This is a genomic window from Kiloniella laminariae DSM 19542, from assembly GCF_000374005.1.
GTDB lineage: Bacteria > Pseudomonadota > Alphaproteobacteria > Kiloniellales > Kiloniellaceae > Kiloniella > Kiloniella laminariae.
In genome coordinates, this window is record NZ_KB893167.1 from 21,049 (window position 1) to 33,503 (window position 12,455).

The window sequence follows — 12,455 nt, forward strand, 5'->3', positions numbered from 1 at the left end:
TTACAGCACTGTTATCTGTTCAATATTATCCCTGAAACGTTCCGCCCAGGCTGTATCGGTCACCGGGGTGCAAGAGCCTTGCATAGGTGACCGTTTTGCCGCCAGACCAGGTTCGCCGACGTAGTAACAGGCAGGGGCTTTGCGCAGGGATGCCCAGTAAGATGGCCTGGTCTGCTTCTGGTGCTATTGCTGTAATTGTGTGTTCGGCGTTACTTAAGGGAGCTACCTTGATCAGGTAGTCATAGGGGGTGATGTCCTGAAAATCCTGCTCGAGATAATCCGGGGCAACGGCCGGGTTTACGTAACGGTCTTCAAGCTGGATCGGGGTGCCGTTTTCAAGGTGGAGAATAGTGGAGTGAAATACCATGCTCCCTAACTCTACTTCCAGCATGCCAGCAATGTAGGCCGTAGCTTTTTCGTCTGTCATCAGGATTTGCTTGCTGGAATATTTGCCATTCCGGGAGCGGACCTCTTCGGCAATACTGCGCAGAGACAAAACAGCGGATTGTGGCTTGGGTTCCGCAACAAAAGTTCCAGCCCCCTGCACCCGCATTAACCAGCCGTCAGCCGTCAGCTCCCGCAGGGCACGGTGAATAGTCATCCGTGACATATCCAGACTAACCGTCAGCTCGTTTTCAGAAGGTATCTGAAATCCGGGTTTCCAGTCTCCGGACTGAATATGACCGATGATTAGATCCTTGACCTTCTGGTAAAGGGGGACTTTTTTTTCTTCGCTCCCAATGGTCATAGTGGTGTTCCCACGCTTTAAGTTGCGTTTATATTCTTTATTTCGGGTATTTAATGCATAGGAAGACAGTGTATTTCCAGCAATATTTCAAAAAACTGCCAAAAATACACTGTATCTTTTCATTCTATACCAAAATCAAGCAACATAAAATTATCCAGAGTGGAACTCCAAGGGTCAAGGTGCCCTTTATGCAGTCAGACTTGGCAGGTAATCTACCTTTGTCAGGCTGTTGAGTTCACCATTCCAGATCAGGTCCGAAGCCAGTTCGAGGTCGCCCGAGAAATAACGGTCTTTTTCGAAGAAAGGGACATCTTTACGGATGCGGGCCATAACACCTTCGAGAACCGCCGAGGTTTTCAACGGCTTGTGGAAATCAATTCCTTGGGCAGCTGAAAGCAACTCTACTGCCAGAACACCTGCTGTATTCTGGGCCATATCAGACAGTCTGCGCGCGGCAAAGGTTGCCATGGAGACATGATCTTCCTGGTTGGCAGAGGTCGGCAGGCTGTCAACACAAGCAGGATGTGCCAGTGACTTGTTCTCAGAGGCCAGAGCTGCAGCGGTGACCTGGGCAATCATAAATCCGGAATTCAAACCACTTCCCGCGACGAGGAACGGAGGAAGACCAGACATGGAGCTGTCCATCAGCAGGGCGATACGGCGTTCGGAAAGCGCCCCGATTTCGGCGATGGCCAGGGCCAGAACATCGGATGCCATGGCAATCGGTTCGGCATGGAAATTTCCACCGGAAAGAATATCGCCTTCGAGTGAAAACACGAGCGGGTTGTCAGAGACAGCGTTGGCTTCACGTTCAAAAATAGTTGCGGCAAAGCGCATGTGATCCAGGCAGGCACCGAGAACCTGTGGCTGGCAGCGCAGGGAGTAGGGATCCTGAACCTTGTCACAATCGGCGTGGCTCTGTTTGATCGGGCTGTTCGAGAGAATATCTCTGAAGACAGCGGCAATGTCGGTTTGGCCGACCTGTCCGCGGGCTTCCTGAATACGCGGATCAAAAGGCACATGGGACCCTTTGGCGGCTTCAACACTCAAGGCACCTGCCAGAGTTGCTGCTGTCATCAGGTTTTCGGTCCGGAAGAGACCAAGAAGAGCCAAGGCAGTTGATACCTGTGTCCCATTGAGAAGAGCGAGACCTTCCTTGGGGCCAAGGACCATTGGTTTGAGGCCGATTTTTGCCAGTCCTTCGGTTGCGGGAAGGATTTCTCCTTTGTAACGCACTTTTCCCGACCCGATGATCGGGGCCGACATATGGGCCAGTGGGGCCAGATCACCAGATGCTCCAACGGATCCTTTTGAAGGGATACAGGGGTAGAGGCCTTCGTTATAGAAGGCGATCAGATAATCAAGGACCTCCTGACGGATGCCCGAAAAACCTTGAGCCAGTGAGGTTACTTTTAACGCCAGAATCAACTTTACGGCTTCGTCGTCCAGCAAGGGACCCATGCCTGTACAGTGAGAAAGAACCAGATTGCTTTGCAATTCTTCCAGCTGGGCGTCGTCAATTCGGGTCTGGGCCAAGCGACCAAAACCGGTGTTGATGCCATAGACCGTGCGACCATCACGCAGGACGGCACTTACGGTTTCCGTTGAGGCATCCATCTTTTCCTTGCAAGAGGGATCAAGCTGGATCTGTACCTGATCAAAGGTCACGGAACGCAGAAGAGAAAGGGTCAGGTGACGGGGTTTCAGGACCAGTGTTTTCATTTCCCTGACTCCATTGGCAGGTTGAGGTTGTGTTCGCGGGCGCAGTCTTTGGCAATCTGATAGCCAGCATCGGCATGACGCATGACGCCAGTAGCCGGATCATTCCAGAGGACACGTCCAACCCGTTTGTCAGCTTCTTCTGTTCCATCGCAGCAGACTACCATGCCGGAGTGCTGCGAGAAGCCCATGCCGACACCCCCACCGTGATGCAGGGAAACCCAGGTTGCGCCGCTGGCTGTATTGAGCATGGCATTAAGCAAGGGCCAATCGGACACGGCATCAGAGCCGTCCATCATGCTTTCAGTTTCCCGATTTGGACTGGCGACGGATCCTGAATCCAGGTGATCACGCCCGATGACAACCGGGGCAGAAAGCTCGCCATTTCGAACCATCTCGTTGAAAGCGAGACCAAGTTTGTGGCGCTGTCCCAGGCCGACCCAGCAGATACGGGCAGGAAGTCCCTGGAAGTGGATGCGTTCGCGCGCCATGTCGAGCCAGTTGTGCAGGTGCGGATCATCAGGGATGAGTTCCTTGACCTTCTGGTCGGTTTTGTAGATGTCTTCCGGATCGCCGGAAAGCGCAGCCCAGCGGAAGGGCCCGACACCACGACAGAAGAGCGGGCGGATATAGGCCGGAACGAAGCCAGGGAAATCAAAGGCATTTTCCACACCTTCTTCGAGCGCCATCTGGCGGATATTGTTTCCGTAATCGACTGTAGGGATGCCCTGAACGTGGAAGTCGAGCATGGCGCGGACCTGTATCGCCATGGATTTTTTTGCTGCAGAGGTCGTACCTTTCGGGTCTTTGACCGAACGCTCGCAGTATTCTGCCCAGCTCCAGCCAAGTGGCAGATATCCGTTTAGAGGATCGTGTGCCGAAGTCTGGTCGGTTACGATATCAGGTTTGATGCCACGTTTGACCAGTTCCGGGAAGATTTCTGCTGCGTTGCCCAAAAGACCAACAGAGATGGCTTTTTTGTTGGCAACGGCCTCGTTGATCATCTCAAGAGCTTCATCGAGGTTTGCTGTCTTCTTGTCGAGGTATCCTGTACGCAGTCGCATGTCTATGCGGCTTTCCTGGCATTCAACGGCGAGCATGGAAGCACCGGCCATTGTTGCTGCCAGAGGCTGGGCGCCGCCCATCCCACCAAGACCACCAGTCAGGATCCAGCGACCAGCCAGATCACCACCAAAGTGCTGACGTCCGGCTTCGACAAAGGTTTCATAGGTTCCCTGAACAATGCCCTGGCTGCCGATATAGATCCAGGACCCTGCAGTCATCTGGCCGTACATCATCAAGCCAGCTTTATCGAGCTTGTTGAAATGCTCCCAGTTGGCCCAGTTGGGAACCAGGTTGGAGTTGGCAATCAGAACGCGCGGGGCATTTTCGTGGGTTTGAAAAACGCCGACAGGTTTTCCGGACTGTACCAGGAGTGTTTGATCATCCTGAAGATTTTGCAGGCTTTCGACAATTTTGTCATAACATTCCCAGTTTCGCGCAGCACGTCCGATACCGCCGTAGACAACCAGATCTTCCGGGCGTTCAGCAACATCAGGGTCCAGATTGTTCATCAGCATACGAAGCGGGGCTTCGCTCAACCAGCTCTGGCAAGAGAGTTCTGTGCCGTGAGGGGCGCGGATGGTGCGCGTATTTTTTTTCATGATTCCAGCTCCACATTATGTCTGTACAAATTAACTTGTATATACATCTTGTCAAGAGGGTGAAATTAGCTGGTGTTTTGGGGGATAGTGTGAAAACTGTTATGGCAGTTAAGTCGCTGTAATAATCACTATTTATCAAGACCGGGGTTGGCGTGATTCAAAAATCCGAAGAGAGAGAAAAACAGAGAATCGCATTTGTCTCAGCTGTCGGCTGGGCAGGCGCCCGGATTACAGCTTTGCCCGTTGATGCCTCGGCCCGATCCTATTACAGACTGTCCCGGACAAGCGGTCCTGAGCAGGGTGCAAAAACGGAACCAGAAACCCGGATACTGATGGACGCGCCGCCGGGTATTGCTGAGCCTGTAGAGGTTTTTGCCCAGGTTGCCCGTCACCTGATGGCTTGCGGCATTTCCACACCCGTTATTTATAACGAAGATATTGCGCAGGGTTTTTTGCTGCTGGAAGATTTTGGTGATCAGACCTATGCCAGACTGCTGCAAACAGGTGTTGATGAAACGGGTCTCTACGAACTGGCTGTTGATGTGCTTGCTGCCATGCATTCAGCACCGGAAATTACCGGGATCACCATGCCACCTTACGATTTGGACTTCCTGATAAAAGAAGCCCTGATCATGGCAGACTGGTATTTGCCTGCCGTTATGGGGAAGGGGCTGTCTGCGGAAGCTCGACAGGCTTATGTAAATGCCTGGAAGGAAGTTATTGAGAAGCCCGCTGCTTTGCCGGATACACTGGTCCTTCGCGACTTCCATGTTGATAATCTGATGATCCTCGAGGGGCGTTCGGGCGTAAAGGCCTGTGGGCTTCTGGATTTTCAGACTGCACGGATCGGCGCGCCGCCCTATGACTTGATGTCGCTGGTTGAGGATGCCCGCCGGGATATCGGCACGGATTTACGAGAGCAGATGATTGCCCGCTATTTTACGCTTATGAACCGTGACTACTCCAGTGAGGAGAGCCGCCAGAATTTTATGTGCTGGTATCGCATTTTGGCTGCACAGCGCCACGCCAAGGTCGCTGGTCTGTTTTCCAGGCTCTATGCCCGGGACGCCAAAGCTGGATATCTTAAACATTTACCAAGGGTTCTGCGATTGCTGACCGAGGCATTGTCTGATGAGGCTCTTGAGCCGGTGCGGCGCTGGCTTTCTCAATACTGTCCAGACTATCAGAGGGAATATGGCCGTCCGGACAGCCAGATGATTGTAAAGGCTGCAGTTCAAACCGAAAAGCTGGGGTTGATGCTTGAGTGAGGTTTGGGAAGTCTGCGCTGAACAGTAGAAAAGGCGCGAAGTTTGTGGAGAAAATATGCCGTCGCTTATATCAGTTCAATCCCAGGTCTGTTTTGGTCATGTCGGAAATTCGGCAGCAACTTTTCCGCTGCAACTTCTGGGGATTGATGTGCATGCTGTGCCGACGACCTTGTTGTCCAATCATCCGGCGCATCAGAGTGTTTATGGGCGAGAGGTTGAACCCGAGTTGCTGGAGGGGCTTTTAAAAGGCCTGGCCGAGCGCGGAGCGTTTGCCAGCAGTTCTGGATTTTTGAGCGGCTATCTGACCTCCGTGGCAAATGGCGAGGTTCTGGCCAGGGCCCTGAGAGAGTATAAAAAGAAAAACCCTTCCGGCATCTATATTCTTGATCCGGTTATGGGGGATCACGGGAAGGGGCTCTTTGTCAGGGAGGGGATACCTGGTCTGATTGCGGATCAACTGCTTCCCCTGGCGGATATCATCACCCCGAACAGTTTTGAGTTTGAAATCCTGGTCGGTAAAAAAGCGGCAGATTACAGGGAAACAATCTCCCTTGCCCGATCATTGATGATTGCCAAGGCGATTAACTGCGTTGTTGTCACTTCCGCTAACGGATCAGTTGAGACCGGCAAAAGCACAGAAAGCACTCTGCAGGAGAAAACAGCAGTGCTTGTGATCAAAAAGGATAAAGCCTGGTTGCTTGAAACGCCCTTTTTCGGGCAGCATTTCTCCGGCACAGGAGATCTCTTTACGTCAATTCTGGTCGGTTGGCTTTTGAAAGGGGAGGCCGTTGAGGTTGCTGCTCAACGGGCAGTAACTGCAGTATATGCTATTATCAGGCAGGCAATTATGGCGGGTTCACCTGAATTGAATTTAACAACAAATTATAAGTGTATATTAAAAGTTGACTCTGAATTCACACTTATTAATATGTGATTTTATTATTCTCTAACTCTGAAAACCTGATTCATAAGAGTTAAGTGAAAATTTCAATTGAAAGTTATATTTTAATTTCTCTGTGCAAATATATTATTTAATATAGCTATTTCAATAAGATAAGTTATTTCCTACATTTTTCTCTTGATAGAATCATTGAGTGGTTATCGTCTTTATGCTAAATATACATAAATAAAATGTATATAAATAATTTTTCTCATTCCCTCTTGTATTTTTCTGAAAACGTGTCATTTATTTACCAGTGTCACGATGTGATATAAAAATAATAACATCATATTTTTGTGTTAAATGTGTAAGAGGGTACTATGGATCACTTTCCGATTTTCCTGTCCCTGAAGGGGCAGAAGGTCATTCTGGTTGGCGGCGGAGAGCTCGCGACCAGAAAATTGCGCCTGCTGAGAAAAGCAGAAGCAGCTGTTACTGTGATTGCTCCCTCCGCTTGCACAGAAATTCATGAGCTGGTCGAGCAGGGCGCTGTCGGATATCAGGAACGCAAGTTCCGGAGCGATGATCTGGATGGTGCGTCTCTGGTTTTTGCCGCGACAGATATTGAAGAGGTCGATGCAGCTGTCAGTCAGGCAGCGCGACAGCGTGGTATCAAGGTGAATGCGGTTGATCGGCCAGAACTGTCAGATTTTATCATGCCGGCGATTGTTGATCGCTCTCCAATCGTGATTGGAATATCCAGCGGTGGTTCCGCGCCAATTTTGGCACGTAATTTACGTGAACAGATTGAGGGGTTGTTGCCGCCTGCGCTGGGACGCCTTGCCTCTTTTGCGGACAGCTTTCGTGGTGCGGTAAAAGGTACAATCACCCGCGGCGGCGATCGTCGCAGGTTCTGGGAGAACTTCTTTGACGGTCCGGTAGCAGAATCAGTTCTTGCTGGTCGGGAAGTTTTCGCCCGGGAACGGATGCTTGGGCTGATCAACTTGAACTGGAAAGAAAAGAACGCAGCAGGGCACGTGGCAATTGTTGGCGCTGGTCCTGGTGATCCGGATCTTCTGACTTTTCGTGCCATGCGCTTTATGCAGCAGGCCGATGTGGTGGTTTATGATCGTTTGATCAGTGATGAGATCCTGGATTATGTCCGCCGCGATGCCGACAGGATCTATGTGGGCAAAGGGCCGGGGAACCACAGTAAAACCCAGGAAGAAATCAACGACATTCTGGTGCAGGAAGCCAGTAAAGGTCTGCGTGTGGTCAGATTAAAGGGCGGCGATCCCTTTGTCTTTGGCCGGGGCGGAGAAGAAATGGAAGTTCTGCAGGCCGCAGGGATCGAAGTCGACATCGTGCCGGGCATTACAGCGGCTATTGGCTGTGCTGCTGCTGCGGCTGTGCCTTTGACCCATCGCGATCATGCCTCGATGGTGACATTTGTTGCGGGGCAGAATGGTGATGGCATTGCCGAAGCAGACTGGAGCGGGTTGGCAAACTCCCGACAGACACTGGTTTTCTATATGGGGATTTCCAAGGCAAACAACATTTCGGCCAAACTGATGCTTAACGGTCTTTCCGGTGACACCCCTGTTGCTGTCATTGAAAACGGGACACGTCCGGATCAACGGGTTCTCCCCGGAAAACTGTCTGGCTTGAGTGATCTGGTTGAAAACAGTGTGATTACAGGTCCAGCGCTGATTGTCATTGGTTCTGTGGCTGCTTTCGCCCGGCAACAGGATCTGGGGCAGTTTGCTGTCGAACATTTTGAAAATAACAAGACTTCCTCCAGTGAGAGAGAAGCGGCTGTCGCCGGGATCTAAACCGGGGCGTCGAGGAGAGAAACACAATGGCACTACAGATTATAACCGCAAATCGTCTGCTGGATGGAGAAGTGGTCTATTTGGGCGAGAATGCCGAGTGGATTGAAAACCTGTCCGGCGCAAAGACTGTTGATGATGCTGATGGCGAAGCAAACCTTCTGGCTGCGGCAAAGGAAGCAGAAGCCACGCAGAAGATTGTGGGCGCCTATCTGATGAAGGTTGCACGAGACGCAGCGGGTATCCAGACACTATCCGTCAAGGAAGAGATCAGGGCCAAGGGGCCTACAGTCCGTTATGACCTGGGCAAACAGGCGCGGTAAGGAGCAGAAAACATGTATCGCTATGATGAATTTGATTCCGACTTCGTACAGCAGCGCGTCGAACAGTTTCGTGACCAGGTCGAGCGCCGGATTGCCGGAGATCTGACCGAGGACGAATTTAAACCCCTGCGTCTGATGAACGGGCTGTATCTGCAGCTGCATGCCTACATGCTGCGTGTTGCCATTCCCTATGGCACTTTCAATGCTGCCCAGATGCGCAAGATGGCCCATATCGCCCGCAAGTATGACAAGGGTTATGCCCATTTCACAACGCGGCAGAATGTGCAGTATAACTGGCCTGTGCTGAAGGACATCCCGACCATTCTCGAAGAACTGGCCGCGGTGGAGATGCACGCGATCCAGACCAGCGGGAACTGCATCAGAAACACGACCTCTGATCAGTATGCCGGTGCTGCCGCCGATGAAATCGAAGACCCCAGGGTCTATTGCGAAATCATTCGCCAGTGGTCGTCGCTGCACCCTGAATTCACCTTTCTGCCCCGCAAGTTCAAAGTTGCGGTAACAGGGGCGACCACAGACCGCGCGGCAATCCGGGTTCATGATATCGGCCTGGCAATCAAGAAGAACGCTGAAGGTGAAGTAGGTTTTGAGGTTCACGTCGGCGGCGGACAGGGGCGTACCCCGATGATCGCCAAGGCGGTGCGTGACTTCCTGCCCAAGGAACATCTACTGAGCTATCTGGAAGCTATCCTGCGGGTTTATAACCAGCTTGGCCGTCGTGATAACAAGTACAAGGCACGTATTAAAATTCTGGTTCATGAAACCGGTATTGAAGAGCTGCGTGGTCTGATTGAAGCCGAGTGGGAACGGATCAAGGATAGCGCGCTGAAACTTCCTCTGGATGAAGTTGATAGGATCAATGACTACTTCGCGGCGCCTGCCTGGGAAAAACTTGATGCAACGTCACGTCTGTTTGAAGTCAAGCGCTTCGAAGACCGGGGCTTTGCCAACTGGGTCAAGGCCAATGTCGTGGCGCATCGTCAGGCGGGCTATGCCATTGCCAATATTTCGCTGAAGCCGGAAGGTGAAGCACCGGGTGATATCACCGACAGCCAGATGGAAGTTGTTGCGGATCTTGCCGAGAAGTACAGCTTTGATGAAATCCGTGCCACCCATGAGCAGAATCTGGTTCTGCCCCATGTAAAGCTGGATGATCTGTTCGAGGTATACAGCATTTTGAACACAGCAGGTCTGGCAACAGCCAATCTTGGGCTGATTTCAGACATGATTGCCTGCCCCGGACTGGATTATTGCGCACTGGCGAATGCCCGCTCCATTCCCGTGGCTCAGGCAATCAGCAAGCGGTTTTCCGATATTGAACGCCAGTTTGATATTGGTGAACTCAAATTGAAAATTTCGGGTTGCATCAACGCCTGCGGACATCACCACGTTGGCCACATCGGTATTCTCGGTGTGGATCGCAAGGGCGAGGAATACTATCAGATCACGCTGGGTGGCAATGCGAATGAGAACGCCGCAATCGGCAAGATCGTTGGCCCGTCCTTCTCCTACGACAGCATCGTCGATGCCGTTGAGACTGTGGTGAACACCTACCTCGAGATCCGCAATGGCAAAGAGGAAAGCTTCCTCGAGGCTTATAACCGGGTTGGTCTGGCACCGTTCAAGGAGAGGTTATATGCCTAGTGCTTCTGCAGTGTTGCCTCTGGAGCCCAATGCGAAAGAACGGCTTGAGACAACCAGATCTCGCGCAACTGAGTTGCTTGAATCTGTAAAAGGTCTTTCAACGCATGATGCGCTGGTTCGCCTGATCGAGGATGAGTTCAAGGGGGAGGTTGCCCTGGTTTCCTCTTTCGGGACGGAATCCGCCATTCTGTTGCATTTGGTCGCGCAGGTTAACCCCTCAACGCCTGTCATCTTTATGGATACCGGCAAGCTGTTTGGCGAGACACAAAGATATCGTCGGCAGCTGACAGAGTTCCTGGGGTTGACAGATGTGCGACAGGTTTTGCCTGACCCGGAAAGGCTGGCGGGGAAAGACCCGGATGGTATTCTCTGGACCAAAGATACAGATATGTGTTGCTGGGTGCGCAAGGTCGAGCCAATGAACTGGGCCCTTGATGGTCTTTCCGCCTGGATTTCTGGCCGCAAGCGTTTTCAGTCTGTCACCCGTGCCCGGCTTGAAATGGTCGAGGCGGAAGGGACGCGGATCAAGATCAATCCGCTGGCCTATTGGGACCGGGACGAGATTACGTCTTACTTCGAGCGTCACAATCTGCCGCGTCACCCGTTGGAAGCTGATGGCTATCCATCCGTTGGCTGTATGCCTTGTACGGATAAGGTGGCTCCGGGAGATGATCCGCGCAGTGGTCGCTGGAAAAATCAGGAAAAGACCGAGTGTGGTATTCACTTCATCGGTGATACTGCTGGCCGGGCTGCGCAGCAATAAATAGACAGGCCTTTGGGCTGAAATATACGGTGACCGCTGAGCGGTCACGAAATGAAAGAAGAGGGTGATATGCCGCTCATTAAAGATGGACTTCAGGTCACAGACAGCTGGATTTTTCTGACTGATGAAGAAGCCTTGCCAGATACAGGCGATGTGTTGGTTTCTTTGGCCCGGTGGCAGGCAGAAAAAGACAAAATCCTTTCGGCAGGACGGTTTGTTGCCGTGCGGCTGGAAAGTGACCAGTCGCCGGAACTGCTTGAACAGGATCTGCGACATCTTTCGCTGGTCGCCCTGAATTTTCCATCCTTTGGCGATGGCCGGGCCTATTCCTATGCCCGGATCTTGCGGGAACGTTATGATTTCAAAGGCGAGGTAAGGGCTGTTGGTAACGTCCTGTTTGACCAGATACAGCTGATGCGGCGCTGTGGGTTTGATGCTTTTGAAGTGACCAGCGAAACCGCATTGAAGTCCTTGAGCCGGAATAAGTCTGCTGATGTGAAGGTTTACTACCAGCCGACAGCAGATGGTGAAAAGACGGCTTCCTCTTTGCGTCGCAGATTGCTTGATAGCCATAAAGAACTGGGCTACGGCAAGGCTTCTTGAAACAGCCGCTGGAAAGAACCGATGCTGAAGTATGACATACAGGGCATCAATAGGAGTGTGTTATGACCTATGTCGTCACGGATAATTGCATTAAATGCAAGTACATGGACTGTGTTGAGGTTTGCCCGGTTGACTGTTTCTATGAAGGGGAAAATACCCTCGTCATTCATCCAGATGAATGTATTGACTGCGGTGTTTGTGAGCCGGAATGTCCGGCAGAGGCGATTTTGCCTGACACAGATCCAGAAGCAGAAAAATGGCTGGAGATGAACACAAAGTTTGCCGAGATTTGGCCAAACATCACAGAGAAGGGCGAAGCGCCTGCTGATGCTGATGAGTTTAATGGCGTAAGCGGGAAGTACGAAAAGTTCTTTAGTGAAAAACCCGGTGGGAAATAAATCAGATCCTGGGATTATAATTGTCTATTTCTACTATCAAAAAGGCAGACTGGTGATCTCCAGGCTGCCTTTTTAGTTTTGAAATAATCCTTCTTGATCAGGTTATATTAGAGTTTGCTTTACTCTTTCAGGGTATCTCTGAGCTATAGAAATACTTATGCCTTTTATTAGGCTGTATCGTAATGACCGTCGCTAGAGAGCTAAAACATGACTCGGAAATCATTACCCATGCTGTTTTTGATGACTTCATTTGGAAGTATATCACTGTCCACTCTAGCGGTCGCGGATTGCAAGAAACCAAGCTATACGCCCCCGGTGTGTACCAAACAATATATCGAGATCCAGTTTTCTGATTCTGAAGATTACGACAATTGCAAACGCGAGGTGAACTATTATCTGGAAAATCTGGATAACTGGTCAAAATGTATTGCGGAAGAAGTGCGGCTTAAGGGGGACGAGGCGATACAGAGATTTCAATGCAAGGCGGACGGTCGGGTTAACTGTGACGCCACACGGGGGTAAAGGGACCTGATTCTTTTCACGGCGAGCTTTACCGCACTTTGTCCAATGAAACCCACTATTCAGCTGGATGTTG

At 51.3% G+C, this 12,455-nt stretch carries 12 protein-coding genes; 9 read left to right on the plus strand and 3 right to left on the minus strand.

Annotation, left to right across the window (positions count from 1 at the left end; all coding sequences use genetic code 11):
* Positions 1–25: 25 nt before the first annotated feature.
* The 3 genes from hutC to hutU form a co-directional block, all read right to left on the minus strand.
* Positions 26–748, minus strand: coding sequence for a histidine utilization transcriptional repressor HutC (gene hutC / locus B152_RS0116615; RefSeq protein WP_020593563.1), 723 nt, complete (start codon positions 746–748; stop codon positions 26–28).
* Between the two features lie 186 nt (positions 749–934).
* Positions 935–2,470 carry a histidine ammonia-lyase gene (hutH, locus tag B152_RS0116620; RefSeq protein ID WP_020593564.1) on the minus strand — a complete coding sequence of 512 codons (1,536 nt, stop codon included), beginning with the start codon at positions 2,468–2,470 and terminating at the stop codon, positions 935–937.
* Positions 2,467–4,131 (minus strand): urocanate hydratase, encoded by a 1,665-nt coding sequence (gene hutU, locus B152_RS0116625; RefSeq protein WP_020593565.1) that lies wholly within the window; start codon positions 4,129–4,131, stop codon positions 2,467–2,469. Before hutU ends, hutH begins: the two co-directional genes overlap by 4 nt.
* A gap of 152 nt (positions 4,132–4,283) precedes the next feature.
* Here hutU and B152_RS24130 point away from each other — a divergent pair, with 152 nt between their 5' ends.
* From B152_RS24130 to B152_RS0116670, 9 genes are all read left to right on the plus strand, one after another.
* Positions 4,284–5,399, plus strand: a complete 1,116-nt coding sequence (locus B152_RS24130) for an aminoglycoside phosphotransferase family protein (protein ID WP_020593566.1) — start codon at positions 4,284–4,286, stop codon at positions 5,397–5,399.
* Positions 5,400–5,454: 55 nt separating this feature from the next.
* Complete coding sequence (gene pdxY, locus B152_RS24135; protein WP_020593567.1) at positions 5,455–6,333, plus strand: pyridoxal kinase; 879 nt, start codon at positions 5,455–5,457, stop codon at positions 6,331–6,333.
* A 326-nt stretch (positions 6,334–6,659) separates the two neighbouring features.
* Positions 6,660–8,111, plus strand: a complete 1,452-nt coding sequence (gene cysG, locus B152_RS0116640) for a siroheme synthase CysG (RefSeq protein WP_020593568.1) — start codon at positions 6,660–6,662, stop codon at positions 8,109–8,111.
* Between the two features lie 26 nt (positions 8,112–8,137).
* Positions 8,138–8,431 (plus strand): DUF2849 domain-containing protein, encoded by a 294-nt coding sequence (locus tag B152_RS0116645; RefSeq protein WP_020593569.1) that lies wholly within the window; start codon positions 8,138–8,140, stop codon positions 8,429–8,431.
* A 12-nt stretch (positions 8,432–8,443) separates the two neighbouring features.
* Positions 8,444–10,096, plus strand: a complete 1,653-nt coding sequence (locus tag B152_RS0116650) for a nitrite/sulfite reductase (RefSeq protein WP_020593570.1) — start codon at positions 8,444–8,446, stop codon at positions 10,094–10,096.
* Complete coding sequence (locus B152_RS0116655) at positions 10,089–10,859, plus strand: phosphoadenylyl-sulfate reductase (protein WP_020593571.1); 771 nt, start codon at positions 10,089–10,091, stop codon at positions 10,857–10,859. Before B152_RS0116650 ends, B152_RS0116655 begins: the two co-directional genes overlap by 8 nt.
* Positions 10,860–10,928: 69 nt before the next feature.
* Positions 10,929–11,462, plus strand: a complete 534-nt coding sequence (locus B152_RS24140) for a DUF934 domain-containing protein (RefSeq protein ID WP_083921938.1) — start codon at positions 10,929–10,931, stop codon at positions 11,460–11,462.
* Positions 11,463–11,524: 62 nt separating this feature from the next.
* Entirely contained in the window at positions 11,525–11,860 is a 336-nt protein-coding gene (gene fdxA / locus B152_RS0116665) for a ferredoxin FdxA (RefSeq protein WP_026261648.1), read from the plus strand.
* A 207-nt stretch (positions 11,861–12,067) separates the two neighbouring features.
* Positions 12,068–12,382, plus strand: a complete 315-nt coding sequence (locus B152_RS0116670) for a hypothetical protein (RefSeq protein WP_157231142.1) — start codon at positions 12,068–12,070, stop codon at positions 12,380–12,382.
* Positions 12,383–12,455 lie beyond the last annotated feature (73 nt).

Coding starts and splice junctions, on each gene's coding strand:
- hutC (WP_020593563.1), bottom strand. CDS start 748: ATGACCATTGGGAGCGAAGAAAAAAAAGTCCCCCTTTACCAGAAGGTC.
- hutH (WP_020593564.1), bottom strand. CDS start 2,470: ATGAAAACACTGGTCCTGAAACCCCGTCACCTGACCCTTTCTCTTCTG.
- hutU (WP_020593565.1), bottom strand. CDS start 4,131: ATGAAAAAAAATACGCGCACCATCCGCGCCCCTCACGGCACAGAACTC.
- pdxY (WP_020593567.1), top strand. CDS start 5,455: ATGCCGTCGCTTATATCAGTTCAATCCCAGGTCTGTTTTGGTCATGTC.
- cysG (WP_020593568.1), top strand. CDS start 6,660: ATGGATCACTTTCCGATTTTCCTGTCCCTGAAGGGGCAGAAGGTCATT.
- B152_RS0116645 (WP_020593569.1), top strand. CDS start 8,138: ATGGCACTACAGATTATAACCGCAAATCGTCTGCTGGATGGAGAAGTG.
- B152_RS0116650 (WP_020593570.1), top strand. CDS start 8,444: ATGTATCGCTATGATGAATTTGATTCCGACTTCGTACAGCAGCGCGTC.
- B152_RS0116655 (WP_020593571.1), top strand. CDS start 10,089: ATGCCTAGTGCTTCTGCAGTGTTGCCTCTGGAGCCCAATGCGAAAGAA.
- B152_RS24140 (WP_083921938.1), top strand. CDS start 10,929: ATGCCGCTCATTAAAGATGGACTTCAGGTCACAGACAGCTGGATTTTT.
- fdxA (WP_026261648.1), top strand. CDS start 11,525: ATGACCTATGTCGTCACGGATAATTGCATTAAATGCAAGTACATGGAC.
- B152_RS0116670 (WP_157231142.1), top strand. CDS start 12,068: ATGACTCGGAAATCATTACCCATGCTGTTTTTGATGACTTCATTTGGA.